This is a genomic window from Pseudomonas sp. zfem002, assembly GCF_032621685.1.
GTDB classification, from domain to species: Bacteria; Pseudomonadota; Gammaproteobacteria; order Pseudomonadales; family Pseudomonadaceae; genus Aquipseudomonas; species Aquipseudomonas japonica.
This window is the reverse complement of record NZ_JAVYJH010000003.1, coordinates 311,431-336,595: the sequence shown is the minus strand read 5'-3', so window position 1 is coordinate 336,595 and position 25,165 is coordinate 311,431. Positions and strand designations below refer to the sequence as shown.

22 protein-coding genes are annotated in these 25,165 nt (G+C 65.9%); 9 read left to right on the top strand and 13 right to left on the bottom strand.

Annotated elements, in window-relative coordinates; genetic code table 11:
* Positions 1-113: 113 nt before the first annotated feature.
* Together RTI28_RS07385 and RTI28_RS07380 are read right to left on the bottom strand one after the other, a co-directional pair.
* Positions 114-728: an NAD(P)-dependent oxidoreductase gene (locus tag RTI28_RS07385; RefSeq protein ID WP_316919842.1), complete on the bottom strand. Its 615-nt coding sequence runs from the start codon at positions 726-728 to the stop codon at positions 114-116.
* 27 nt (positions 729-755) lie between these two features.
* Entirely contained in the window at positions 756-1,640 is an 885-nt protein-coding gene (locus RTI28_RS07380; protein WP_316919841.1) for an MBL fold metallo-hydrolase, read from the bottom strand.
* A gap of 102 nt (positions 1,641-1,742) precedes the next feature.
* On the opposite strand from RTI28_RS07380, the gene RTI28_RS07375 reads away from it, so the two are divergent.
* From RTI28_RS07375 to RTI28_RS07365, 3 genes are all read left to right on the top strand, one after another.
* Positions 1,743-2,651, top strand: coding sequence for a LysR family transcriptional regulator (locus tag RTI28_RS07375; RefSeq protein WP_316919840.1), 909 nt, complete (start codon positions 1,743-1,745; stop codon positions 2,649-2,651).
* Between the two features lie 63 nt (positions 2,652-2,714).
* Entirely contained in the window at positions 2,715-2,888 is a 174-nt protein-coding gene (locus tag RTI28_RS07370) for a hypothetical protein (RefSeq protein ID WP_167335845.1), read from the top strand.
* Positions 2,889-3,133: 245 nt separating this feature from the next.
* Complete coding sequence (locus tag RTI28_RS07365; RefSeq protein WP_316919869.1) at positions 3,134-4,534, top strand: MDR family MFS transporter; 1,401 nt, start codon at positions 3,134-3,136, stop codon at positions 4,532-4,534.
* Here RTI28_RS07365 and RTI28_RS07360 read toward each other — a convergent pair whose 3' ends face one another.
* Positions 4,535-5,419, bottom strand: coding sequence for a DMT family transporter (locus RTI28_RS07360; protein WP_316919839.1), 885 nt, complete (start codon positions 5,417-5,419; stop codon positions 4,535-4,537).
* 157 nt (positions 5,420-5,576) lie between these two features.
* On the bottom strand, positions 5,577-6,209 hold the full coding sequence (locus RTI28_RS07355) for a TetR family transcriptional regulator (protein ID WP_316919838.1): 633 nt from the start codon (positions 6,207-6,209) through the stop codon (positions 5,577-5,579).
* A gap of 263 nt (positions 6,210-6,472) precedes the next feature.
* Between RTI28_RS07355 and RTI28_RS07350 the strand changes: the two genes are divergently transcribed.
* The 5 genes from RTI28_RS07350 (at position 6,473) to RTI28_RS07330 (ending at position 15,074) form a co-directional block, all read left to right on the top strand.
* A complete protein-coding gene (locus tag RTI28_RS07350; RefSeq protein ID WP_316919837.1) occupies positions 6,473-7,624 on the top strand; it encodes an efflux RND transporter periplasmic adaptor subunit in 1,152 nt (383 codons plus the stop codon).
* A 3-nt stretch (positions 7,625-7,627) separates the two neighbouring features.
* Positions 7,628-10,780 (top strand): multidrug efflux RND transporter permease subunit TtgB, encoded by a 3,153-nt coding sequence (ttgB, locus tag RTI28_RS07345; RefSeq protein ID WP_316919836.1) that lies wholly within the window; start codon positions 7,628-7,630, stop codon positions 10,778-10,780.
* Complete coding sequence (gene adeC, locus RTI28_RS07340) at positions 10,777-12,234, top strand: AdeC/AdeK/OprM family multidrug efflux complex outer membrane factor (protein WP_316919835.1); 1,458 nt, start codon at positions 10,777-10,779, stop codon at positions 12,232-12,234. Before ttgB ends, adeC begins: the two co-directional genes overlap by 4 nt.
* A gap of 424 nt (positions 12,235-12,658) precedes the next feature.
* Entirely contained in the window at positions 12,659-13,912 is a 1,254-nt protein-coding gene (locus tag RTI28_RS07335; RefSeq protein ID WP_316919834.1) for an OprD family porin, read from the top strand.
* Between the two features lie 199 nt (positions 13,913-14,111).
* On the top strand, positions 14,112-15,074 hold the full coding sequence (locus tag RTI28_RS07330; protein WP_316919833.1) for a LysR family transcriptional regulator: 963 nt from the start codon (positions 14,112-14,114) through the stop codon (positions 15,072-15,074).
* Here RTI28_RS07330 and RTI28_RS07325 read toward each other — a convergent pair.
* On the bottom strand, positions 15,017-15,706 hold the full coding sequence (locus RTI28_RS07325) for a Crp/Fnr family transcriptional regulator (protein ID WP_316919832.1): 690 nt from the start codon (positions 15,704-15,706) through the stop codon (positions 15,017-15,019). The genes RTI28_RS07330 and RTI28_RS07325 overlap by 58 nt on opposite strands.
* Positions 15,707-15,798: 92 nt before the next feature.
* On the opposite strand from RTI28_RS07325, the gene RTI28_RS07320 reads away from it, so the two are divergent.
* Entirely contained in the window at positions 15,799-16,323 is a 525-nt protein-coding gene (locus RTI28_RS07320; RefSeq protein WP_316919831.1) for a DUF962 domain-containing protein, read from the top strand.
* A gap of 137 nt (positions 16,324-16,460) precedes the next feature.
* On the opposite strand, the gene pcaC is transcribed toward RTI28_RS07320, so the two are convergent.
* The 8 genes from pcaC to RTI28_RS07280 form a co-directional block, all read right to left on the bottom strand.
* Positions 16,461-16,853 carry a 4-carboxymuconolactone decarboxylase gene (pcaC, locus tag RTI28_RS07315; protein ID WP_316919830.1) on the bottom strand — a complete coding sequence of 131 codons (393 nt, stop codon included), beginning with the start codon at positions 16,851-16,853 and terminating at the stop codon, positions 16,461-16,463.
* Between the two features lie 13 nt (positions 16,854-16,866).
* On the bottom strand, positions 16,867-17,658 hold the full coding sequence (gene pcaD, locus RTI28_RS07310) for a 3-oxoadipate enol-lactonase (RefSeq protein WP_316919829.1): 792 nt from the start codon (positions 17,656-17,658) through the stop codon (positions 16,867-16,869).
* Between the two features lie 12 nt (positions 17,659-17,670).
* Entirely contained in the window at positions 17,671-19,035 is a 1,365-nt protein-coding gene (locus RTI28_RS07305) for a 3-carboxy-cis,cis-muconate cycloisomerase (RefSeq protein WP_316919828.1), read from the bottom strand.
* Between the two features lie 46 nt (positions 19,036-19,081).
* Positions 19,082-20,371 (bottom strand): MFS family transporter, encoded by a 1,290-nt coding sequence (locus RTI28_RS07300; protein ID WP_316919827.1) that lies wholly within the window; start codon positions 20,369-20,371, stop codon positions 19,082-19,084.
* Between the two features lie 121 nt (positions 20,372-20,492).
* A complete protein-coding gene (pcaF, locus tag RTI28_RS07295) occupies positions 20,493-21,698 on the bottom strand; it encodes a 3-oxoadipyl-CoA thiolase (RefSeq protein WP_316919826.1) in 1,206 nt (401 codons plus the stop codon).
* The gene (locus RTI28_RS07290; RefSeq protein WP_042123052.1) at positions 21,695-22,474 is read right to left on the bottom strand and encodes a CoA-transferase subunit beta; all 780 of its coding nucleotides are present in this window, start codon (positions 22,472-22,474) and stop codon (positions 21,695-21,697) included. Before RTI28_RS07290 ends, pcaF begins: the two co-directional genes overlap by 4 nt.
* Positions 22,471-23,331, bottom strand: a complete 861-nt coding sequence (locus tag RTI28_RS07285) for a CoA transferase subunit A (RefSeq protein WP_316919825.1) — start codon at positions 23,329-23,331, stop codon at positions 22,471-22,473. Before RTI28_RS07285 ends, RTI28_RS07290 begins: the two co-directional genes overlap by 4 nt.
* Positions 23,332-23,602: 271 nt before the next feature.
* A complete protein-coding gene (locus tag RTI28_RS07280; RefSeq protein ID WP_316919824.1) occupies positions 23,603-24,949 on the bottom strand; it encodes an MFS transporter in 1,347 nt (448 codons plus the stop codon).
* Positions 24,950-25,165 lie beyond the last annotated feature (216 nt).

Sequence of the window (25,165 nt, the reverse complement as noted above, 5' to 3'; positions counted from 1 at the left end):
CCCTATCGGGACCGCTACGCGGTCCTTTCGCGGTGGTTCGTCACACGACAAGCCACGCTCCTACAGGCCCTCCGCGGGCAAGCCAGTTCCAGGCCCTTCGCAGGGCCGACGACTCAATAGCCGACAGTAAACCGCTGCCGCGAATGCGCCGGCTGCTCCACCTCATCCAGCAAGGCAATCGCGTAGTCGGCGAAGGTGATCCAGCTCCTGCCATCCGCGCCGATCAGCAGGTGATCCTGGCCCAGGCGGTACTGGCCGGTGCGCGGTCCTTCGACGAACTCCGCCGACGGCGAAAGGAAGGTCCAGTCCAGTTCCTTCTCCTGGCGCAGGGTGTCGAGGTAGACCGCGCCCGCGCTGGCCTCGGCCTTGTAGGCCGCGGGAAAGTCCGGGCTGTCGATCACCCGCGAGGCGTCCGGCAGCAACAGGCTGCCCGCCCCGCCCACCACCAGCACGCGCTTGACCCCGGCCCGCTTCGCCGGGCCCAGCAGGGTTTCGGCGGGAATGCCGGAGAAATGCGCGGCACTCAGCACTACGTCCTGCCCGCTCAAGGCCTGTTGCAGCGCGGCGCCATCCTGGATGTCCAGCGCGACAGGGGTGACCCCGGCACGACCTTGCAGCGCCGCCGGATTGCGAGCGATGGCGGTGACGCTGTGACCGCGGCGCAGGGCCTCTTCCAGCAACTGGCTGCCGGCACGGCCGGTGGCGCCGATGATTGCGATCTTGCTCATGAAAAACCTCCGATCAGATTGAACGACTTACCACTGCATTTCGCCCTTGGCGACCTTGGCACTCAGCTCCAGCGAGCTTTCCTCGCCCAGGCCCGGGTAACGTTTCTTCATCGCCGCGATGAGCGCGTCGGCATTGACCGCACGGGCGGTTTCCTCATCGAAGGCACGGATGTAGTTGCCGGTAAAACGCACCGCTTCCAGCGAACCGCTGCGCTGGCCCAGGTAATGCCCCGGGACCACCACCTGCGGCTCCAGGCGCTCGATCCGGGCCAGGCCGGCCAGCCAGTCGGCATGGGATTGCGCGGTCTGGGTGTCGGCCATCCATACGTGCTGGTTTTCCGCGACGAGGATGCCGCCGACCACCGCCTTGAGCGACGGAATCCACACGAAGCTGCGGTCCGGCTGCGGGCCGTCGAGACCGACCACCTGCAGCACCTGGCCTTCGAGCATCAGCCGGTCACCCTCCAGCACCTGCGGCAGCACCAGGCGCTGTGGCTTGTCGGCGCCCATCTGCGGGCCCCAATAGGCGAGCTTGGCGTCCATGGTCTGCCTGATGTGCTCGACGGTCGGCGGCGAGGCGACCACCCGCACGCCAGGGAAGGCGCGCAGCACGGTGTCGAGGGCGAAGTAGTAGTCCGGGTCGCCGTGGCTGATGTAGATCGTGGTCAGTTTCTTGCCGCTGGCCTTGAGCCGGGCCACGACCTGCTCGGCCTGGGCCTTGCCGAACTGGGCATCGATGAGGATGGCGTCATGGGCGCCGCTGACGATCACCGAGGTGACCGGGAACAGCGCGTCAGTGCCCGGGTTGTAGACCGTCAGTTGCAGCGGCGCCTCGGCGGCCACGGCACGGGTGAACCAGAGCAGGGCCAACAGGGCCGGCAGCAAACGGCGCGGAGAGAGAAGACGAAGCATCGCGGAATCCTGTGCAAGTTGATGTCCCACAGCTTAGTTGCACGATTCGCAGCAAAAAATGCGATGCTTCGACATAGTTTGTTTCTGAAATCGGACATATCCATGGACCGTCTTACCGCCATGCGGGTCTTCGTCACCGTGGTCGACCTCGGCAGCCAGTCCGCTGCCGCCGATCACCTGGACCTGTCGCGTCCGGTGATTTCCCGCTATCTGGCCGACCTCGAGAACTGGGTCGGCGCGCGCCTGATGCAACGCACCACGCGCAAGCTGAGCCTGACCGCCGCCGGCAAGGAGACCCTGCCACGCTGCCGGCAGATGCTGGAGCTGGCCGGCGACCTGCAGGCAGCGGTGAGCACGCCGGACCAGGCACCGCGCGGCGAGTTGCGCATCAGCGTCAGTACCTCGTTCGGCCAGGCGCAACTGGTGGACGCGATTGCCGAGTACGTGCGGCGCTATCCGCAAGTGAAGGTCGACCTGCAGATGCTCGATCGCACCGTCAACCTGGTGGACGAGCGCATCGACCTGGCGATCCGCACCAGCAACGATATCGACCCGAACCTGATCGCCCGGCGCCTGAGCCTGTGTCATTCAGTGATCTGCGCAGCGCCCGCGTACCTGCGCGAGCATCCGGCGCCGCGGGTGGTGCAGGAGCTCAGCCAGCACAACTGCCTGACCCATTCCTATTTCGGCCACAGCCTCTGGCATTTCGAGGTGGATGGCGAAAGCGTGTCGGTGCCGATCCACGGCAACATCAGCGCCAACGAAGCGCTGACCCTGCAGCAGGCGACCCTGGCCGGCGCCGGGATCGCCATGCTGCCGACCTACCTGGCTCATGGCCCGCTGCGCAGCGGCGAGCTGGTCCGCCTGCTGCCCGAAGCCAGGCCGAGGACGCTCAACCTCAATGCGGTGTACACCTCGCGCAAGCACATGCCAGCGACCCTGCGCAGCATGCTGGACTTCCTCGCCGAGCGCTTCAGCGACCCACCGGTGTGGGACCGCGACCTGCCCTGAGCGGTCGCACAGGTGCTGGACTATCCTTGTAACTGTATGTGTGGGTTGCCGGAGGTCAGCATCATGGGTGTCAAATCCAGGAAATGCGCCATCGTCTGCGCCATCGCCGCCGTCATGGGGCTCTACGCGACCGCCGCCTGGCGAGTCGAGCAGGCGCGCAATCAGCCATGGTCGGCGGCCAGTTGTTCGCTGGCGCATTGCGTGCCGCATACGGCGACGCTGAGTGCGCTGAGGTAGGCCAGCGAGACTCTTAGCAAGCTATTGGTTACACTCGGACATACTATTCAAGACAGCCGAGGGACCGCGTTGCGGCCCTTCGCGGGCAAGCCACGCGCCTACGGCTTGATACGATTCTTGCGTAGGAGCGTGGCTTGCCCGCGAAGGGCCGCAACGCGGTCCCGATCGGCCATGAGCCGAGCCCCACCGTGACCCTACCCAACACCCCACCGCAACCCGCCATCCGCACCGTCCTCGCCGCCCTGATGCTGGCGATTTTCCTCGGTGCCCTCGACCAGACCATCATCGCCGTGTCGATGCCGGCGATCTCCGCGCAGTTCAACGATGTCGGCCTGCTGGCCTGGGTGATTTCCGGCTACATGGTGGCCATGACCGTGGCCACGCCGATCTACGGCAAGCTCGGCGATCTCTACGGCCGGCGGCGCATGATCCTCAGCGGCACGGCGATCTTCACCCTCGCCTCGGTGTTCTGCGCCATGGCCCAGAACATGGAGCAACTGGTGCTGGCCCGGGTGGTCCAGGGCATCGGCGCCGGCGGCATGGTCTCGGTCAGCCAGGCGATCCTCGGCGACCTGGTCGCGCCACGGGAACGCGGGCGCTACCAGGGCTATTTCAGCAGCATGTATGCCGCCGCCAGCGTCACCGGGCCGGTGCTCGGCGGGCTGCTGACCGAGTACCTGTCGTGGCGCTGGGTGTTCTGGCTCAACCTGCCGCTGGGCCTGACCGCCTGGTGGGTGACACGCAACAGCCTGCGCGGCCTGGCGACGCCGCAGCGGCAAGCGAAGGTGGACTATCCCGGCGCCCTGCTGCTGATCCTCGGCCTCAGCGCCCTGCTCCTGGCCATCACCCTGATCGGCCAGGGCCATGCCTGGCACAGCGAGGCGGTACTGGCGCTGCTGGCGGCCGCGGTGTTCGGCCTGAGCCTGTTCGTCCTGCATGAACGCCGCGCGCCGGAACCGCTGCTGCCACTCAAGCTGTTCGGCAACCGCGTCGCCGTGCTGTGCTGGTGCGCGATCTTCTTCACCAGCTTCCAGGCCATCTCCCTGACCATGCTGATGCCGCTGCGCTACCAGAGCATCACCGGCGCCGGGGCCGACAGCGCCGCCCTGCACCTGTTGCCGCTGGCCATGGGCCTGCCGATCGGCGCCTATTGCGCGGGACGCCTGACCAACCTGACCGGGCGCTTCAAGCCGCAGATTCTCTTCGGCAGCACGCTGATGCCGCTGGCCATCGTCGGCATGGCCCTGAGCCCGCCCACCTCGACGCTGCTCAGCGGCCTGTTCATGCTGCTCACCGGCATCGCCAGCGGCGCCCAGTTCCCCACCTCGCTGGTGGCGGCGCAGAGCGCGGTGCAGCCCAGGGACATCGGCGTGGCCACCAGCACCACCAACCTGTTCCGCTCACTCGGCGGCGCGGTGGGCGTGGCCCTGATGTCGGCCTTGTTGCTGGCGATGCTGCAGGACGGCGGCTACGCCCTGGCCGGCGAGGCCCTGCTCGGCAGCCTGCGCGCCGGCGAGGCGAGCCTGCAGGTGCAGGCCGAGCTGTCGGTGACCTTCCGCAACCTGCTGCTGGGCAGTGCGTCGATCTCGCTGCTGGGCCTGGCCGCGGCGCTCGCCCTACCCAACCGCGAGCTGCGCGGGCACTGATCAGCGCCGCCGCTGCACCCAGGCCACGGCCAGGCCGCTGAAGCAGATGATGGCGATCCCGACCACGCCGAAGGCATCCGGGCTGTGGTCGAAGATCAGGTAGCCGAACATCCCGGCGAAGAGGATCTGGCCGTAGCTGAACGGCGCCAGCAGGGCCGGCGCGGCATGCTTGAAGGCCGAGGTCAGGAGCATGTGGCCGAGCATGCCGCAGGTCCCCAGGCCGAGCATGAACAAAGCATGGGTGAAACTCGGCACGCTCCAGAAGAACGGCACCAGGGCCGTCATGATCAGGCTGTTGAGGATCCCGGTGAGAAAGTTGCTGGTGGTCGGGCTGTCGGTGGTGCTGAGCTTGCGCGTCAGCAACTGGTAGCAGCCGAAGCACAACGCCGAGCCCAGCGGCAGCAGGATCGCCGGGGTGAACAGCGCCCCGCCGGGACGGATCACGATCAGCACGCCGATGAAGCCCGCCGACACCGCGAGCCATTGGCTGCGGGTCACACGCTCGCCGAGCAGGGGCACCGACAGCGCGGTCACCATCAGCGGCGCGAGGAAGTTCACCGCCGTGGCCTCGGCCAGGGGGATATAGCGCAGGCCGGTGGTGAACAGCAGGCTGGTGCCGATCAGGCACAGCGCCCGCGCCAGTTGCAGCAGCGGCCGGCGCGTGCGCACCACCGCCGAGAGCCCGGTCCGCGGCACGAACACCACCAGCATCAGCAGGGTATGCACCACGTAGCGCGCCCACACCACCATGACGATGGCGTAGAAACCCGAGAGGTACTTGGACAGCGCGTCGTGGCTGGCGAACAGCAGCACCGCCAGACAGATCAGGGCGATCCCCCGCAACGGTTGATCGGCGCCTTTCAGTGTCGGGTTCTGCGCAGTCATGTCCGGACTCGATGAAGAAAATTTAATTAGCCAGCTAAGCATTTAGACGGCGCTTGGCCTACATAATGAAGACGTCGGTCTGATTCTTGACCAGGCCGACGTCTGACACAACTCAAGGCAATTGCGAACACAAGGCTTCACAATTGCTCACAAAACCTCAATTGCGCAGGGAGGGGCTCAAGCGCAGCATGTCCAGCCCGGTATCGACCCAGCGCTCGGCGTCCTCGAACAGGTCGAAGCTGTCCGGCAGCAGCAGCCAGCGCCGGATCAGTCCGTCGATGTAGACGAACAGTGCCAGCGCCGCACGCTGCGGATCGGTGTCCGCAGGCAACTGGCCACGCTTGATGGCGTTGCCCAGCGTACAGGTGATGCGCTCGTGGCAGTCGATCACCGCGTTCTGCCGCTGCACGCGGATCTCGCACATCTCATCGGTGAATTCACATTTGTGATGGAGGATTTCATTGATACGGCGCGTCTTGGGGTCGCTGGCCATCTGGTGCATCAGTTGCACCAGCAGTTTGCGCATGCACCCCAGCGGGTCGAGTTCGTCCTCGCTTTCGCTGGCTCGGGCCAGGGCATCCAGGGGCTCCTGCAGGCTGTCGAGCAGGGCCTGCACCAGCTCGGCCTTATTGTCGAAATGCCAGTAGATCGCACCGCGGGTGACCCCGGCCAGCTCGGCGATATCCGCCAGGGTGGTACGTGCGATCCCACGTTTGTAGAAGGCTTTTTCCGCGGCTTCGAGGATCTGGTTCCGGGTTTCCTGTGCTTCCTCTTTGGTTCGACGGACCATGGCAGTGCAACCTCATCAAGGGGCCGCGCACCTGCATCGGGCGAGCGGCTTCTGAGCCGGTGCGGCGGAGTGTGGCCGCGTTCCGGAAGTTCGGGGTTCGCGCCTTGCTGGATTCGCAGGTCAAGGTAGCGGGTGTTTACAAACAAGCATGAATGTAAGTATATTCCTTAGCAAGCTACTTATCCAGCCGGAAGTAATATTTCCGACAACCCGTTTTCCATTACTCTTGAGCGTCTTCAGCTCTTTCTGACCCGAGGATCTTCATGCAATTCAAGCCAGCTGTTACCGCTCTGGTATCCGCCGTCGCCCTGGCAACACTGCTCAGCGGCTGTAAAAAGGAAGAAGCGGCGCCCGTGGCGCATGCTCCTCAGGTCGGCGTCGTAACCCTCCAGGCCCAACCCTATACCCTCGTTTCCGACCTGCCGGGGCGCACCATCGCCTACCGGGTGGCGGAAGTCCGTCCGCAGGTCAACGGCATCATTCTCAAGCGCCTGTTCAAGGAAGGCAGCGATGTGAAGGAAGGCCAGCAGCTGTACCAGATCGACCCGTCGGTGTACGAGGCGACCCTGGCCAGCGCCAAGGCCAACCTGCAGTCCACCCGCTCGCTGTCCGACCGCTACAAGCAGCTGGTGAACGAGCAGGCGGTAAGCCGCCAGGAATACGACGATGCCCAGGCCAAACGTTTGCAGGCTGAAGCCTCGCTGAAGAGCGCCGAGATCGACCTGCGCTACACCAAGGTCCTCGCCCCGCTGAGTGGCCGGATCGGGCGCTCCAACGTCACCGAGGGCGCGCTGGTCAGCAACGGCCAGGCCACCGCCATGGCGGTGATCCAGCAGCTCGACCCGATCTACGTCGACGTCACGCAATCTTCCGCCGAACTGCTGAAACTGCGTCGCGAGCTGGAAAGCGGCAGGCTGCAGAAGGTCGGCGACAACGCGGCCAAGGTCACCCTGAAGCTGGAAGACGGCAGCACCTATGCCCAGGAAGGTCGCCTGGAGTTCTCCGAAGTGTCGGTCGACCAGACCACCGGTTCGGTGACCCTGCGCGCCGTGTTCCCCAACCCGGAACACAACCTGCTGCCCGGCATGTTCGTCCACGCCCGCCTGAACAACGGCATCAACGAGACCGCGATCCTCGCCCCGCAACAAGGCGTGACCCGCGACCTCAAGGGCGAGGCCACCGCCCTGGTGGTCAACCAGGAGAACAAGGTCGAACTGCGTCAGCTCAAGGCCAGCCGCACCGTCGGCAACGACTGGCTGATCGAGGAAGGCCTGAGTGCCGGTGACCGTCTGATCACCGAAGGCCTGCAGTTCGTCAAGCCAGGCGTCGAGGTGAAGGTCAGCGAAGCGACCAACGTCAAGCCTGTCCAGCCAACCCAGGCCAGTGCCGCGAGCGCAGGGGCCAAAGGGGAGTAAACCATGTCGAGATTCTTTATCGATCGCCCGATCTTCGCCTGGGTGATCGCCCTGGTGATCATGCTGGTCGGGGCGCTGTCGATCCTCAAGTTGCCGATCAACCAGTACCCGAGCATCGCCCCGCCGGCGATCGCCATCGCCGTGACCTACCCGGGCGCCTCGGCGCAGACCGTGCAGGACACCGTGGTCCAGGTGATCGAGCAGCAGCTCAACGGTATCGACAACCTGCGTTATGTGTCGTCGGAGAGCAACTCCGACGGCAGCATGACCATCACCGCGACCTTCGAGCAGGGGACCAACCCCGATACCGCCCAGGTCCAGGTGCAGAACAAGCTGAACCTGGCCACCCCGCTGCTGCCGCAAGAAGTGCAGCAGCAGGGTATCCGCGTGACCAAGGCGGTGAAGAACTTCCTGCTGGTGATCGGCCTGGTGTCGGAAGACGGCAGCATGACCAAGGACGACCTGGCCAACTACATCGTCTCCAACATGCAGGACCCGATTTCGCGGACCGCCGGTGTCGGTGACTTCCAGGTCTTCGGCGCCCAGTACGCGATGCGCATCTGGCTCGACCCGGCCAGGCTGAACAAGTACCAGCTGACCCCGGTCGACGTGAAGACCGCGGTCGCCGCGCAGAACGTCCAGGTGTCGTCCGGCCAGCTCGGCGGCCTGCCCGCCCTGCCCGGCCAGCAACTCAACGCCACCATCATCGGCAAGACCCGCCTGCAGACCGCCGAGCAGTTCGAGAAGATCCTGCTCAAGGTCAACCGGGACGGCTCGCAGGTGCGTCTGGGCGATGTCGCCCGGGTCGCGCTGGGCGGTGAAAACTACGCGGTCAGCGCCCAGTTCAACGGCAAGCCGGCCTCCGGCCTGGCGGTGAAACTGGCCACCGGCGCCAACGCCCTGGATACCGCCAAGGCGCTGCGCAAGACCATCTCCGACCTGGAACCGTTCTTCCCGCCAGGCATGAAGGCGGTCTTCCCGTACGACACCACCCCGGTGGTGACCGAGTCCATCAGCGGCGTGATCCACACCCTGATCGAAGCGATCGTCCTGGTGTTCCTGGTGATGTACCTGTTCCTGCAGAACTTCCGCGCCACGGTGATCACCACCATGACGGTGCCGGTGGTATTGCTCGGCACCTTCGGCATCCTCGCGGCAGCCGGCTTCAGCATCAACACCCTGACCATGTTCGGCATGGTCCTGGCCATCGGCCTGCTGGTGGACGACGCCATCGTCGTGGTGGAGAACGTCGAGCGGGTGATGTCCGAAGAGGGCCTGTCACCCAAGGAAGCGACCAAGAAATCCATGGGCCAGATCCAGGGCGCCCTGGTCGGTATCGCCCTGGTGCTCTCGGCGGTACTGCTGCCGATGGCGTTCTTCGGCGGCTCCACCGGGGTGATCTACAAGCAGTTCTCCATCACCATCGTCTCGGCCATGGCCCTGTCGGTACTGGTGGCGCTGATCTTCACCCCGGCGCTGTGCGCGACCATGCTCAAACCGCTCAAGCAGGGCGAGCACCACACCGCCAAACGCGGCTTCTTCGGCTGGTTCAACCGCAACTTCGACCGCAGCGTGCAGAGCTACGAGCGCGGCGTGGGCAACATCGTCCGGCACAAGGCGCCGTACCTGCTGGCCTACCTGCTGATCGTGGTCGGCATGATCTGGCTGTTCACCCGCATCCCCACCGCGTTCCTGCCGGAAGAAGACCAGGGCGTACTCTTCGCCCAGGTGCAGACCCCGGCCGGTTCCAGTGCCGAGCGCACCCAGGTGGTGGTCGACCAGATGCGCGAGTACCTGCTGGACAAGGAAGCCGATACCGTGGCCTCGGTGTTCACCGTGACCGGCTTCAACTTCGCCGGCCGCGGCCAGAGCTCGGGCATGGCCTTCATCATGCTCAAGCCGTGGGACGAGCGCTCGGCCGAGAACAGCGTGTTCAAGCTGGCGGCCCGTGCCCAGCAGCACTTCTTCAGCTTCCGCGACGCGATGGTCTTCGCCTTCGCTCCGCCGGCGGTACTCGAACTGGGTAACGCCACCGGTTTCGACGTGTTCCTCCAGGACCGCGCCGGCGTTGGCCACAACAAACTGATGGAAGCGCGCAACCAGTTCCTCGGCATGGCCGCGCAGAGCAAGATCCTCTCCGCGGTGCGCCCGAACGGCCTGAACGACGAGCCGCAGTACCAGCTGACCGTCGACGACGAACGCGCCAGTGCCCTGGGCGTGACCATCGCCGACATCAACAACACCCTGTCGATCGCCCTCGGCGCCAGCTACGTCAACGACTTCATCGACCGCGGCCGGGTCAAGAAGGTCTACATCCAGGGCGAAGCCTCGTCGCGGATGAGCCCGGAAGACCTGCAGAAGTGGTACGTGCGCAACGCCGCTGGCGAGATGGTGCCGTTCTCCGCCTTCGCCAAGGGCGAGTGGATCTACGGCTCGCCGAAGCTGTCGCGCTACAACGGCGTCGAGGCGGTGGAAATCCTCGGTGCGCCGGCGCCCGGCTACAGCACCGGCGAGGCCATGGCCGAAGTCGAGCGCATCGCCGCGCAACTGCCGGAGGGCATCGGCTACTCCTGGACCGGCCTGTCCTACGAGGAGCGCCTGTCGGGCTCCCAGGCACCGGCGCTGTACGCCCTGTCGCTGCTGATGGTGTTCCTCTGCCTGGCGGCGCTGTACGAAAGCTGGTCGATCCCGATCGCGGTGATGCTGGTGGTACCGCTGGGGATCATCGGTGCGCTGCTGGCCACCAGCCTGCGCGGGCTGTCCAACGACGTGTACTTCCAGGTGGGCCTGTTGACCACCATCGGTCTGGCGGCGAAGAACGCGATCCTCATCGTCGAGTTCGCCAAGGAACTGCACGAGCAGGGCCGCAGCCTGATCGACGCGGCGATCGAGGCCTGCCGCATGCGTCTGCGGCCGATCATCATGACCTCGCTGGCGTTCATTCTCGGCGTGGTACCGTTGGCCATTGCCAGCGGCGCGGGCTCGGGCAGCCAGCACGCCATCGGTACCGGGGTGATCGGCGGCATGATCACCGCGACGGTCCTGGCCATCTTCTGGGTACCGCTGTTCTTCGTAAGCGTGTCGTCGTGGTTCGGCAGCAAGGCGCCGGAAAAGGACGTCACACCTGAAACTCCACGCTATGAGGCTGGGCAATGACCAAGTCCCTGTTATCCCTGGCGGTCACCGCGTTCATCCTCGGTGGATGCTCGCTGATCCCCGAGTACAAGACCCCCGAGTCGCCGGTGGCGACCCAGTGGCCGGCAGGCCCGGCGTATTCGCCGACCGAATCGGCCCAGGTCGCCGCGGCCGAGCAAGGCTGGCGCCAGTTCTTCCATGACCCGGCGCTGCAGCAACTGATCCAGGGCTCGCTGGAAAACAACCGCGACCTGCGCGTCGCGGCGCTGAACATCGACGCCTACCGCGCGCAGTACCGCATCCAGCGCGCCGACCTGTTCCCGGCGGTTTCGGCCAACGGCAGCGGTTCGCGCCAGCGGCTGCCGGCGGACATGTCGCAGACCGGCCAGTCGTCGATCTCCAGCCAGTATTCGGCCACCGTGGGCGTCAGCGCCTACGAGCTGGACCTGTTCGGCCGGGTTCGCAGCCTGAGCGAGCAGGCCCTGGAAACCTACCTGTCCAGTGAACAGGCACGCCGCTCGACGCAGATCGCCCTGGTGGCCAGCGTCGCCAATGCGTACTTCACCTGGCAGGCGGACCAGGCGCTGCTCAAGCTGACCGGCGAGACCCTGAAGACCTACGAGGAAAGCTACAAGCTGACCCAGCGCAGCAGCGACGTCGGCGTGGCCTCGGCCCTCGACCTGAGCCAGGCGCGCACCGCCGTCGAAGGCGCGCGGGTCAAGCTGGCGCAGTACCAGCGCCTGGTGGCCCAGGACCTCAACAGCCTGACCCTGCTGGTCGGTGCCGGCCTGCCGGTGAACCTGCCGGCGGCCATGCCGCTGGACGCCGACCTGCTGGCGGAAATGCCCGCCGGCCTGCCGTCCGACCTGCTGACCCGGCGTCCCGACATCATGGAAGCCGAGCACTTGCTGAAAGCCGCCAACGCCAATATCGGCGCGGCGCGCGCGGCGTTCTTCCCGCGCATCAGCCTGACCGCCAACGCCGGGACCCTGAGTCCGGACATGGACGGTCTGTTCAAGGGTGGTTCCGGGACCTGGTTGTTCCAGCCGCAGATCAGCCTGCCGATCTTCAATGCCGGCGCGCTGAAGGCGAGCCTGGATTACTCGAAGATCCAGAAGGACATCAACGTCGCCAAGTACGAAAAGACCATCCAGACCGCCTTCCAGGAAGTCTCCGATGGCCTTGCCGCGCGCCAGACCTACAACGAGCAGTTGCAAGCCCAGCGCGACCTGGTCGCCGCCAACCAGGATTACTACCGCCTGGCCGAACGCCGCTACCGTATCGGCGTCGACAGCAACCTGGTGTTCCTCGATGCCCAGCGCAATCTGTTCAGCGCGCAGCAGTCGTTGATCACCGATCGTCTGTCGCAGCTGGTCAGTGAGGTGAACCTGTACAAGGCCCTGGGTGGCGGCTGGTACGAGCGCACCGGCGATGCCCGGCAACAGCAGGCTGCGGTGGATGCGCCGCAAGGCTGATTCATCTGGCTGTCATGCAAAGCCCACCCTTAGCGGTGGGCTTTTTTATGCCGCATATCTCTTCGTATACCGCGTGACTCTTCTCGTACGCCGCATGACTCCTCGTAGGAGCGCGGCTTGCCCGCGAAAGGACTGCGTAGCAGTCCCATTACGGCATTGAACGGAAGAGGGAGTGCTGCGCAGTCCTTTCGCGGGCAAGCCGCGCTCCTACGGGGTGATCGCTACAGAGGGGAACTAACCATTCAGTTAACGTTCGATTATCGCCCACTTCCGCCTGTCACGAATTGATTCCGCCTCGCTCGTCGCCGCACCATCTTCCTGCCGCTTTTTCCAAAGCACACCCCCAAGACGCAACGCCCCCTGTGACTCTTTTCAGTCGCAGCGGACCGTTTCGCCTTACATAAAAACAAGAGACACACCAACGATGAACACTCCGCACCCCGCACGACACCTGCTTCCCGGCTTTCTCGCTGTGACCTGCGCCCTGCCCGCCCTCGCCGCCGAAGGTGGCTTCGTCGAGGACGCCAAGGCCACGCTGAACCTGCGCAACTTCTACATCAACCGCAACTTCGTCGACCCGGCCAACGCCCAGGGCAAGGCCGAGGAATGGACGCAGAGCTTCATCCTCGATGCGAAGTCCGGCTTCACCCAGGGTACGGTCGGCTTCGGCGTCGATGTGCTCGGCCTGTACTCGGTCAAGCTCGATGGCGGCAAGGGCACCGCCGGCACTCACCTGCTGCCGGTGCATGACGATGGTCGTCCGGCCGACGATTTCGGCCGCCTCGGCGTGGCCTTGAAGGCCAGGGTGTCGAAGACCGAGGTCAAGGTCGGCGAATGGATGCCAGTGCTGCCGATCCTGCGTTCCGACGACGGTCGCTCGCTGCCGCAGACCTTCCGCGGCGGCCAGGTCACCTCCCAGGAAATCGACGGCCTGACCCTCTACGCCGGCCAGTTCCGCGGCAACAGCCCGCGCAACGACGCGAGCATGGAAGACATGTTCATGAACGGCAAGACGGCCTTCAAGTCCGACCGCTTCAACTTCGCCGGCGGTGAATTCACCTTCAACGAAAAGCGCACCCTGGTCGGCCTGTGGAACGCGCAACTGAAGGACATCTACCAGCAGCAATACCTCAACCTGGTGCACAGCCAGCCGCTGGGCGACTGGACCCTGGGCGCCAACCTCGGCTACTTCCTCGGCAAGGAAGACGGCTCGGCCCGCGCCGGCGACCTGGACAACCGCACCGCCTCGGCCATGCTCTCGGCCAGGTACGGCGGCAACACCTTCTATGTCGGCCTGCAGAAGGTCAGCGGCGACGACCTGTGGATGCGCGTCAACGGCACCAGTGGCGGCACCCTGGCCAACGACAGCTACAACTCCAGCTTCGACAACGCCAGGGAACGCTCCTGGCAGGTACGTCACGACTACAACTTCGCCGCGCTCGGCGTGCCCGGCCTGACCCTGATGAACCGCTACATCAAGGGTGACAACGTGCACACCGCGACGGTGGACGACGGCAAGGAATGGGCGCGGGAATCGGAGCTGGCCTACACCGTCCAGTCCGGCACCTTCAAGAACCTGACCTTCAAGTGGCGCAACTCCAACATGCGCCGCGACTTCAGCAGCAACTCGTTCGACGAGAACCGCGTGATCGTCAGCTACCCGATCAGCCTTCTCTGACTTATGCAAAATAACGCTATCAATCCAATAATTGATTCTTTGACGAAATAAGCGCCCGGCTTTAAAAAACCGGTTTTCCCTGGGGCCGCGTTGCGGCCCTTCGCAGGCAAGCCAGCTCCTACGGGATGCGCGGTGCCCCGCCAATTGGCTTGCCCGCGAAGGACCGCGCAGCGGTCCCCAAACGCATTCCGGTACCCCCATGGATCTCCGCCAACTGCGCTATTTCATCGCGCTCAACGACCACCGCAGCTTCGTCCGCGCCGCCGAGGCCATGGGCATCACCCAGCCGGCGTTCAGCCGCAGCATCCAGGGCCTGGAGCAGGAATTCGGCTGCGTGCTGGTGGACCGTGGCAGCAAGGACCTGCGCCCCACCCCCGAAGGCCAGGTGGTGCTGCAACATGCCCTGCGCCTGGTGCAGGGGGCCAATCAGTTGAGCAACGAGGTACGCCGCATGACCAAGCTCGACGCCGGCGAACTGCACTTCGGCTCGGGCCCCGCCCCCGCCGCGGACCTGGTGCCACGGGCGCTGAGCCATTTCGTCAAGGCCCATCCCAGGGTGCAGACGCGCCTGAGCGTGGATCACTGGGAAAACCTCAGCCGCGCCCTCAATCGCGAAGACATCGAATTCTTCATCGCCGATATCCGCCATTTCGAAGCCGACCCGAGCTTCCAGACCCAGCCCCTGACGCCGCGCCGCGGCCTGTTCTTCTGCCGTCCCGGGCATCCGCTGCTGGCCAAGGACAGCCTGTCGACCAACGACCTGTTCGAGTATCCGCTGGCGACCCCGCAGATCCTGCCCGGCGCGCGCAAGCTGCTGGCCAATCTCAGCGGCAAGACCGACTTCTCGCCCCAAGTGCAGACCGAACACCTGCCGACCCTGCTCAAGGTGGTGCTGGACAGCGAAGCCATCGGCATCGGCCCGGAGGAGGCCTTCGCCGCCGAAATCGCCGCCGGAGCGTTGGTGGAACTGCATTGGCGCAATCTGCCGGTGAACCCGGAAAGCCTGAATGCCCGCTGCGGCATCGTCAGTCGCGCAGGCTATCGTTTGTCGCCCGCCGCGCGCGCGATGATCGAGGTGCTGGTGAGCCTCGATCAGCCCGCGCCTCAGCCGCGCGCCAACGCTTCCAGCCGCGCGGCATCGAGTATCTCGATCTCGCCATAGCCCAGGCGTACCGCGCCATCCTGCTGCAGGGCCTTGAGGATCTGGTTGGTGGTCTGCCGCGACAGCGACAGCATCAAGGCCAGCTGTTCCTGGGACAGTTGCAGCACGCGCCGCGCCCCGTCCACCTCGCCGTACCCGGCGGCCATCTGCAACAGGCGGAACGCTACCCGCGGCGCGGCGCCCTTGAGGCTCTGCTGTTCCAGGGCGACGAAGGCCAGGCGCAGCTTGTGGCTCATCAGCAGGGCGAACTCGCGCCAGTACGCCGGATGCCGTTCGAGCAAGCCGAGGAGCATCGCCTGCGGCACCCAGAGCAGACTGGTCGCGCCCTCGGCGAAAGCATCGTGGGTACGTGGCTGGCCGTCGAACAGGCAGATCTCGCCGAACCAGTGCGGCGCTTCCACCAGGGTCAGCAACGCCTCCTTGCCCTCCGCGCTGACCGCGCCGATGCGCATCGCCCCGGACAGCACCGCATACAGTCCGCAGGGTGGGTCGCCGCGCTGGAACAGACGCTCGCCGGTAGCCAGGCTGCACGGACGGGACGCCGCCAGCAGGCTGTCCTGCAGAGCGGGTGAGAGCTGGCGGAACCAGTGGCCGTGCTGCAACTGTTCACGCCAGAGGTGCGACTCGTTCATCCATGGGCCTCGAAACGCAGACTGTCGGGCAGGCGACAGACGTGGAGTGATCGGCGGGGGCATGCTGGGTCATCCCTACCGGAGGAATAACAATGAAAAACCTCGTGGAACATTTGAGTCAATATGCCAGCTACCACCGTGATCCGCGCAATATCGCCACGCACTTCGTGGGCATCCCGATGATCGTGCTGGCGGTGACCGTGCTGCTGTCGCGACCGGGGATTGCCCTGAGTGGCCTGTGGCTGTCGCCGGCGTTCGGCGTGGCGCTAGCCTCGGCGTGGTTCTATTTCCGCCTCGATACGCGCCTGGGCGTGATCATGTCGGCCCTGCTCGGCGCCTGCCTGTGGGCCGGGGCGGCGCTGGCGGTGCAGAGCACCCTGGTGTGGCTGAGCGCCGGGCTGGGGTTGTTCGTGGTCGGCTGGGTGATCCAGTTCGTCGGGCATTACTACGAGGGGCGCAAGCCGGCGTTCGTCGACGATGTCAGCGGGCTGATCGTCGGGCCGCTGTTCGTGGTGGCGGAGCTGGCATTCATGCTCGGGTTGCGGCCGGAGCTGAAGGCGGCGGTGGAGCGCAATGCGGGGCCGGTGATGATTCGGCAGAAGAAAGCAGCAATCTGACGCTGGCCCTCCGCCCGTAGGAGCGTGGCTTGCCCGCGAAGGACCGCAAAGCGGTCCCAGTTACAGCGTCATCGGGGACCGCTTTGCGGTCCTTCGCGGGCAAGCCACGCTCCTACGCGCAGAGGCGCACAACACCTTCAGGCGCGGGACTCGACCCCCAACTCATCCCACACCGACTCCGCCAGGTGGAACGTCGCATTGGCCGCCGGGATCCCGCAGTAGATCGCGCTCTGCATCAGCACTTCCTTGATCTCCTCGCGGGTCACGCCGTTGTTGGCCGCGGCGCGCAGGTGCAGCTTCAACTCTTCATTGCGGTTCATGCCGATCAGCATGGCGATGGTGATCAGACTGCGGGTATGCCGCGGCAAGCCGGGACGGGTCCAGATATCGCCCCAGGCATGCCGGGTGATCATCTCCTGGAACTCGCTGTTGAACTCGCTCAGGTTGTTCAGGCTGCGGTCGACATGGGCATCGCCCAGCACCGCGCGACGCACCTGCATGCCGGCGTCGTAACGTTGTTTTTCATCCACGGCAATCAGCTCCTCAGCGGGCCAGCAGGAAGTCGAGAACACGGCGGCTGAACGGCTCGCCCACCTCGACGTTGGACAGGTGCGCGGCCTGGAATTCGGCGTATTCGGCACCGGCCACACGCTCCTGGATGAACAGCCCGCCCGAGGGCGGCGTCACCGCATCGGCAGCGCCGGAAATCACCAGCAATGGTGCCTTGATTTCACCCAGCTGGTCGCGGAAGTCGGCATCGCGCACCGCGGCGCAGTTGGCCGCATAGCCGTCCGGCGAGGTGGCGGCGAGCATGTCGGTGATGCGCTTGGCCGACCCCGGGTTGGCCTCGGCATACGCCGCCGTGAACCAGCGGGCGATGGATGCATCACGCAGGCCGACCATGGCCGCTTCACGGTCGCGCAGCACGGTTTCGATCCGCGGGTTCCAGACCTCCGGCGAGGCGATCTTCGCCGCGGTGTTGCAGACGATCAGCCGGTTCAGCCGCTCGGGGGCGTTGATCCCCAGCCACTGGCCGATCAGACCGCCCATGGACAGGCCGCAGAAATGCGCCTTGTCGATCTGCAGCGCATCCAGCAGGGACAGCACGTCGCGGCCCAGTTGCTCGATGCTGTACGGGCCTTCGCTGACCAGCGAACCGCCGTGACCGCGGGTGTCGTAGCGCAACACACGAAAATGCGCGGCGAACGCCGGCACCTGGGTGTCCCACATGTGCAGATCGGTGCCCAGCGAGTTGGACAGCACCAGCACCGGCGCGTCTTCAGGTCCGTCGAGCTGGTAATTCAGAACGCCATCGGCGAGTTGTACGCTTCCCACAGCAGCCCTCCTTCAGGCTTGGATCCGGTTGTGTTCGGCCACCGCGCGCTCGACCCAGGCTTGCGCCTGGCCGAGGTAACGGGCCGGGTCGAGCAGACGATCGAGCTCGTCCGCAGAGAGTTCCGCCGTCACCTGCGGATCGTCGCCGAGCACGGCGCGCAGGTGACGGTGTTCGGCGACCGCGCGCTTGCAGCAGGTCTCCAGCAGATGATGCGCGGCATCGCGACCCAGGCGCTGGGCGAGGACGATGCTCACCGCCTCGGCGAGGACCAGGCCCTGGGTCAGGTCGAGGTTGCGGCGCATGCGCTCGGCATCCACTTCCAGCCCTTCGGCGATGATCCGCGCCTGGCGCAGCGCGCCGGAAACCAGGCAGCAGATCTCCGGCAGGGTTTCCCATTCCGCATGCCACAGGCCGAGGCTGCGCTCGTGTTCCTGAGGCATCGCCGCGTACAGCGTGGCGATCAGTCCGGGGACACGGGTCGCGGCGCCGATCAGCACCGCCGCACCCACCGGGTTGCGCTTGTGCGGCATGGTCGAGGAACCGCCCTTGCCCGGCGCCGACGGTTCGAAGACTTCGCCGGCTTCGGTCTGCATCAGCAGGCTGACGTCGCGTCCCAGCTTGCCCAGGCTGCCGGCGACCAGGCCGAGCACCGCGGCGAACTCCACCAGGCGGTCGCGCTGGGTATGCCAGGGCTGCTCCGGCAGGCTGAGCTGCAGTTGCTGCGCCAGTGCCTCGGCCACCGGCAGGGCCTTGTCGCCCAGCGCCGCGAGAGTGCCGGAGGCACCGCCGAACTGCAGGGTCAGCAGGCGCGGCTTGAGTTCGCGCAGGCGCTCGCGGCTGCGGTCGAGGGCGCCGAGCCAGCCGGCGATCTTCATGCCCAGGGTCACCGGCGTTGCATGCTGCAGCCAGGTGCGCCCGGCCAGCGGGACATCGGCGTAGGCACTGGCCTGCCTGGCCAGGATGTCGGTCAGTTGCGCCAGCTCGTCGTCGATCAGCGCCAGGGCATCGCGCAGCTGCAGGACCAGGCCGGTGTCCATCGCATCCTGGCTGGTGGCGCCCAGGTGTACGTAGCGCTCGGCCTCGGCCACGCCGCTGGCGATCACCTTGCCCAGCGCCTTGACCAGCGGAATCGCCGAGTTGCCAGCAACCGCGATGGCCTCGGCCAGCGCGGCGAAATCGTAGCGCTCGGCCTGGCAGGCCATCTCGATCGGCGTCACCACCACCGCCGGGATCACCCCGACTGCGGCTTCGGCACGGGCCAGCGCGGCTTCGAAATCGAGCATGCCCTGGACGCGGCCACGGTCGGAAAAGATCTCGCGCATGGCAGGCGCGGTGAAATAGGCATCGAACAACTGGTTGCCCGGTCGTGGAGTCATGACAGGTCCTTCAACGGGGCGCGCCGGTCACGGGCGCGCCGGCAGGTCAATGATCGTGGTGCAGGTAGGCGGCCTGTTTCGGCAGGCGCAGGCTGAACAGGAAAGCGATTGCCATCATCGCGGTAACGTACCAGTAAAAGGCGTTTTCCAGCTGGATCGATTTCAGGCTCAGGGCAACGAATTCCGCCGAGCCGCCGAACACCGCGTTGGCCACCGCGTAGGCCAGGCCCACCCCCAGTGCGCGCACCTGCGGCGGGAACATCTCGGCTTTCACCAGGCCGCTGATGGAGGTGTAGAAACTGACGATGGCCAGGGCCAGGGTGATCAGCACGAAGGCCAGGAGCGGGCTGGTCACGGTCTTCAGGGCCATCAGGATCGGCACGGTGAAGAGCGTGCCCAGGGCACCGAACAGCAGCATCGAATTACGCCGGCCGATGCGGTCGGAAAGCATGCCGAACAGCGGCTGCATGCACATGTACAGGAACAGCGCGCCGGTCATGATGAAGCTGGCGGTCTTGGCGCTCATCCCGGCGGTGTTCACCAGGTACTTCTGCATGTAGGTGGTGAAGGTGTAGAAGATCAGCGAGCCGCCGGCGGTGTAGCCGAGCACGGTGATGAAGGCCGCGCTGTGGTGGCGGAACAGCCCGGCGATGCTGCCCGCTTCCTTGTCGTTGCGGGTCTCGGCGCTGCTGGTTTCTTCCAGCGAGCGGCGCAGGAACAGCGAGATCAGCGCGGCGCAGGCGCCGACCACGAACGGAATGCGCCAGCCGTAGGCACGCAACTCATCTTCTGTCAGCAGTTGCTGCAGGATCACCACCACCAGCACCGCCAGCAACTGGCCGCCGATCAGGGTCACGTACTGGAACGAGGCGAAGAAGCCGCGCTGGCCGCGCAGGGCCACTTCACTCATGTAGGTCGCGGTGGTGCCGTATTCGCCCCCCACCGACAGGCCCTGGAACAGCCGCGCCATCAGCAGCAGCGCCGGCGCCAGCAGCCCGATACTGGCGTAGGTCGGCAGGCAGGCGATCACCAGCGAGCCCGCGCACATCATCAGCACCGAGATCATCATCGAATTCTTGCGCCCATGCCGGTCGGCGATGCGGCCGAACAGCCAGCCACCGATCGGGCGCATCAGGAAGCCCGCGGCGAACACGCCGGCGGTATTGAGCAATTGCACCGTGGGGTCGTCGGAGGGGAAGAACGCGGGGGCGAAATAGATCGCGCAGAAGGCATAGACGTAGAAGTCGAACCATTCGACCAGGTTGCCCGAAGACGCGCCGACGATGGCGAAGATGCGTTTGCTGCGCTCTTCGCCGGTGTAATAGCTTGAAGTCATGACTGCATACTCCTGGAGGGTATCAGTGAGTCTAGACACACTCAGTAACACTCTCGTTCCGCTCGGCAATCACCCCAAGCCGCCGGCCTTGCGTGGAGGCCGGCGGTCCGGGGTCATTGGTTCACACCCGCTCGATGGCCAGGGCCAGGCCCTGGCCGACACCGACGCACATGGTCGCCAGGCCCTTGCGCCCGCCGGATTTCTCCAGCTGGTGCAAGGCGGTGAGGATCAGCCGCGCCCCGCTCATGCCCAGCGGATGGCCGAGAGCGATGGCGCCGCCGTTGGGATTGACCTGCGGCGCGTCGTCGGCCAGGCCGAGACCACGGAGCACGGCCAGGCCCTGGCTGGCGAAGGCTTCGTTGAGTTCGATCACGTCGAAGTCGGCGACCGCCAGGCCCAGGCGCTCGGTCAGCTTGAGCACCGCCGGCACCGGGCCGATGCCCATCACCCGCGGCGCCACACCGGCGCTGGCCATGCCCAGGACCCGCGCGCGCGGGGTCAGGCCGTGTTTCTTCACCGCGTCGGCGGAGGCCAGGATCATCGCCGCGGCACCGTCGTTGACGCCCGAGGCGTTGCCGGCGGTGACGGTCTTGTCCGGGCCGTTGACCGGCTTGAGTTTCGCCAGCGCTTCCAGGGTGGTGTCGGCGCGCGGATGCTCGTCCTGCTCGACCACGGTCTCGCCCTTCTTGTGGGCGATGCGCACCGGCACGATCTCTTCGGCGAAGAACCCGGCGGCCTGGGCCGCGGCGGTGCGCTGCTGGCTGCGCAGGGCAAAGGCGTCCTGGTCGGCGCGGGAGATGCTGTAGTCGTCGGCGACGTTGTCGGCGGTCTGCGGCATGGCATCGACGCCGTACTGGGCCTTCATCAACGGATTGACGAAGCGCCAGCCGATGGTGGTGTCTTCCAGCTTCATGTTGCGCGAGTACGCGCTGTCGGCCTTGCCCATGACGAACGGCGCGCGCGACATCGACTCGACGCCGCCGGCGATGGCCAGTTCCATTTCGCCGCTGGCGATGGCGCGGAAGGCCGTGCCCACCGCGTCCATGCCCGAGGCGCACAGCCGGTTCAGGGTCACGCCCGGCACGCTGTCCGGCAGACCGGCCAGGAGCAGGGCCATGCGCGCGACGTTGCGGTTGTCCTCGCCGGCCTGGTTGGCGCAGCCGAGGAAGACCTCGTCGATCTGCTCCCATTGCACGGTGGGGTTGCGCTCGATCAGGGCCTTCAGCGGCACCGCGGCCAGGTCGTCGGCGCGCACGCCGGCCAGGCCACCGCCGAAGCGGCCGATGGGGGTGCGGATGGCATCGCAGATGAATACGTCACGCATCACGCTTCTCCTGGTGCCTGGCCGTGGGCGGCAGCGGTACGGGCTTCGAGATCACGCAGGGCGCTCAGCTCGACCTCGCTCGGCGCGGCGGTGGTCTCGACATTGTCGGCGAAACGGATCGCCCAGCCGGTGGCGGCGACGATCTGCTCGCGGGTCACGCCCGGGTGGATCGAGGTGACCACGAATTCGTGGGTGCCGGCTTCCGGCTCCATGATGCACAGGTCGGTGATGATGCCCACCGGACCTTCACCAGGCAGGCCCAGGCGTTTGCGCGAGTCGCCGCCTTCGCCGTGGCCGACCGAGGTGATGAAGTCGAGCTTGTCGACGAAGGCGCGGTTGGACTGCTTGAGGATGATCAGCACCTTCTTCGCCGAACCTGCGATCTCCGGCGCGCCACCGGCACCCGGTAGACGCACTTTCGGCGCGTGGTAGTCGCCGACCACGGTGGTGTTGATGTTGCCGAAGCGGTCGACCTGGGCGGCGCCGAGGAAGCCCACGTCGATGCGTCCGCCCTGCAGCCAGTAGCGGAAGATCTCGCCGGTGGGGACCACGGTGTCGGCGGTCTCGGCCAGTTCGCCATCACCGATGGACAGCGGCAGCACGCTCGGCTTGGCGCCGATCGGGCCGGATTCGTAGATCAGCACCACATCCGGCGAGGACGTCAGGCGGGCCAGGTTGGCGGCCTTGGACGGCAGGCCGATGCCGACGAAGCACACGGCGCCATTCTGCAGGCGGCGGGCGGCGGCGACGGTCATCATTTCATTGGTGGAGTAGCTCATTGTGCAGCCTCCGCGGTGCGGGCCAGTTTTGCCTTGAATTCGTTGAAGTCGGCGGTGCCCCGGACGTATTCGTCGATCCAGGCGCTGAAGGTTTCACGGCTGCGGGCGATCGGGTCCCAGGCCTGGTAGAAGCGGTTGTCACGCTCGGAGTAACCGTGGGCGTAGGACGGATGCGCACCACCCGGCACCAGGCACACCGCGGACAGTGCCCAGGTCGGCAGCACGCAGGCGTTCATCGGTGCGTTGAGGTCGTCGACGATTTCCTCGACGGTGACGATGCAGCGCTTGGCCGCCAGGGCCGCTTCCTTCTGCACGCCGAGAATGCCCCAGAGCAGCACGTTGCCCTTGCGGTCGGCTTTCTGCGCGTGAATCACGGTGACGTCCGGGCGCACCGATGGCACTGCCGCCAGCACTTCGCCGGTGAACGGGCAGGTCACGCTCTTGATCAGCGGGTTGACCTTCGGCAGGTCGGAACCGGCGTAGGCACGCAGCACCGCGAACGGCAGGCCGGAGGCACCGGCGACGTAGGCGTTGGCCAGGTCGGCGTGGCTGTGCTCTTCGATTTCCATCGCGTGCGGCCACTGCTTCTCCACCGCGTCGCGCAGCCGGTGCAGGGAACCGACACCCGGGTTGCCGCCCCAGGAGAAGATCAGCTTCTTCGCGCAGCCGGCGCCGATCAGCTGGTCGTAGATCAGGTCGGGGGTCATGCGCACCAGGGTCAGATCCTTCTTGCCCTGACGAATGATTTCATGTCCGGCGGCAGTCGGAATCAGGTGGGTGAAGCCTTCGAGGGCAACGCTGTCACCGTCGTGGACGAACTGCTTCACGGCGTCGTGGAGCGAGAGGATTTCAGCCATGGAAGACTCCTGGATGTGCTGAGTCGGGGGTCGGTTCGAAGCACCCTGGAGGGCACCGGTATGAGACTCAGGTTAAGGCGGGGCTTGAGGCGGTTCAATCCGATAATCGGCATAGCGTTCGATTATCGAACGAATTGTGACGGAGCTCTGGGGCCGCTTTGCGGCCCTTCGCGGGCAAGCCACGCTCCTACAAGAGAGCGTGCAGCATTACGTCCGTAGGAGCGTGGCTTGCCCGCGAAGGACCGCAAAGCGGTCCCCGAAAACACCGCGATCAAGTCGCGTCTGCGTGACTCACCATCCCTTTCACGACCACCGCCACGGTGGCCAGCCCCGCCGGAATCACCAGCGCCGTCAGCACCTGCTCGAAATTCCAGCCCAGGCCCAGCAGGGTGGCGCCCATCCACGCGCCGAGGATCGCGCCGAAACGACCGATCCCGAGCATCCACGACACCCCGGTGGCCCGCCCCTGGGTCGGATAGAAGCGCGCCGCCAGCGACGGCATGGCCGACTGCGCACCGTTGACGCACATCCCGGCGATCAGCACCAGGGTCGCCAGCAGGCTGATATTGCCCAGGCTCTGCCCGACCGCGTAGGCGAACACCCCGGCCAGCAGGTAGAAGGTGCCGATGACCTTGTGCGGATTGAAACGGTCCATGGCCCAGCCCACCGCCACCGCGCTGAGCACACCACCGAACTGGAACAGCGCCCCGATGAAGGCGGCCTGCTCCATGCTCGCGCCGCTGTCGCGCATCAGCGTCGGCAGCCAGCTGGTCAGCAGGTAGACGATGACCAGGCCCATGAAATAGGTCAGCCACAACAGCAAGGTGCCGATGCTGTAGGTCCCGGAGAAGATCACCGCGAGCACGTTGCGGCTCTTGACGATCTTCTGCTCCGGCACGCTGAAACTGGTGGCCTGGACCACGGCGGCTGGCTCGATCGGCGCCAGGGTCTTGCGGATCTTCTCGATGCCGCGATTGCGCACCACCAGGAAACGCGCCGACTCCGGCAACCAGAACACCAGCACCACGACCAGCAGCAGCGGCAGCAAACCGCCGATCAGCAGCAGGCTGTGCCAGCCGAACGCCGGGATCAGCTTGGCGGAAATGAAGCCGCCACCGGCCATGCCCAGGTTGAAGCCGCAGAACATGCTGGTCACCAGCAGCGACTTGAGGCGCTCCGGGGTGTACTCGGAGAGCAGTGTGGTGGCGTTGGGCATGCCGGCGCCCAGCCCCAGGCCGGTGAGGAAGCGCAGCACCAGCAATTGATCGACGTTGCTGCTGTAGGCCGACGCCAGGCTGAAGGCACCGAACAGCAGCACCGCGCCGACCAGCACCACCTTGCGCCCGAAACGGTCAGCCAGCGGGCCGGAACCGAGGGCACCGAAGACCATGCCGATCAACGCAGCGCTCATCACCGGGCCGAGGCTGGCGCGGTCGATGCCCCAGTCCTGGGACAGCGCCGGGGCGATGAAACCCATGGCAGCGGTATCCAGGCCGTCGAGGAAGACAATGAGGAAACACAGGATCACCACCCGCCATTGATAACGCGACAAGGGCTGGGCGTTGATGAACGACTGGACATCCAGGGGTGTTCCGATAGCAGCGTGCGGACTGTTCATTATTGTTATCCGGAAAAAGGCGGGCAGGCGCGAGCGGCCGCGCGTGCGTCGGGGCAAAGACTGTTCAGTGAAGCTGAAAAGGACGATTCAGCGGCGTCGTCGCGGCGCGGACGAGCGGACTGGGAAGGACGTGCGGGTCATGGGACTTTGCCTCTCGCTCATTATTATTGACGGTCGGGGCAGGCCGACCGTTGCGAGGGACATTAATCAGGCGGG

Coding starts and splice junctions, on each gene's coding strand:
- ttgB (WP_316919836.1), top strand. CDS start 7,628: ATGTCGAGATTCTTTATCGATCGCCCGATCTTCGCCTGGGTGATCGCC.
- RTI28_RS07320 (WP_316919831.1), top strand. CDS start 15,799: ATGAAAAACCTCGTGGAACATTTGAGTCAATATGCCAGCTACCACCGT.
- RTI28_RS07360 (WP_316919839.1), bottom strand. CDS start 5,419: ATGACTGCGCAGAACCCGACACTGAAAGGCGCCGATCAACCGTTGCGG.
- RTI28_RS07365 (WP_316919869.1), top strand. CDS start 3,134: ATGCTGGCGATTTTCCTCGGTGCCCTCGACCAGACCATCATCGCCGTG.
- RTI28_RS07355 (WP_316919838.1), bottom strand. CDS start 6,209: ATGGTCCGTCGAACCAAAGAGGAAGCACAGGAAACCCGGAACCAGATC.
- RTI28_RS07370 (WP_167335845.1), top strand. CDS start 2,715: ATGGGTGTCAAATCCAGGAAATGCGCCATCGTCTGCGCCATCGCCGCC.
- RTI28_RS07385 (WP_316919842.1), bottom strand. CDS start 728: ATGAGCAAGATCGCAATCATCGGCGCCACCGGCCGTGCCGGCAGCCAG.
- RTI28_RS07375 (WP_316919840.1), top strand. CDS start 1,743: ATGGACCGTCTTACCGCCATGCGGGTCTTCGTCACCGTGGTCGACCTC.
- RTI28_RS07285 (WP_316919825.1), bottom strand. CDS start 23,331: ATGGCTGAAATCCTCTCGCTCCACGACGCCGTGAAGCAGTTCGTCCAC.
- RTI28_RS07330 (WP_316919833.1), top strand. CDS start 14,112: ATGGATCTCCGCCAACTGCGCTATTTCATCGCGCTCAACGACCACCGC.
- adeC (WP_316919835.1), top strand. CDS start 10,777: ATGACCAAGTCCCTGTTATCCCTGGCGGTCACCGCGTTCATCCTCGGT.
- RTI28_RS07350 (WP_316919837.1), top strand. CDS start 6,473: ATGCAATTCAAGCCAGCTGTTACCGCTCTGGTATCCGCCGTCGCCCTG.
- RTI28_RS07335 (WP_316919834.1), top strand. CDS start 12,659: ATGAACACTCCGCACCCCGCACGACACCTGCTTCCCGGCTTTCTCGCT.
- RTI28_RS07290 (WP_042123052.1), bottom strand. CDS start 22,474: ATGAGCTACTCCACCAATGAAATGATGACCGTCGCCGCCGCCCGCCGC.
- RTI28_RS07325 (WP_316919832.1), bottom strand. CDS start 15,706: ATGAACGAGTCGCACCTCTGGCGTGAACAGTTGCAGCACGGCCACTGG.
- RTI28_RS07300 (WP_316919827.1), bottom strand. CDS start 20,371: ATGACTTCAAGCTATTACACCGGCGAAGAGCGCAGCAAACGCATCTTC.
- RTI28_RS07280 (WP_316919824.1), bottom strand. CDS start 24,949: ATGAACAGTCCGCACGCTGCTATCGGAACACCCCTGGATGTCCAGTCG.
- RTI28_RS07305 (WP_316919828.1), bottom strand. CDS start 19,035: ATGACTCCACGACCGGGCAACCAGTTGTTCGATGCCTATTTCACCGCG.
- RTI28_RS07380 (WP_316919841.1), bottom strand. CDS start 1,640: ATGCTTCGTCTTCTCTCTCCGCGCCGTTTGCTGCCGGCCCTGTTGGCC.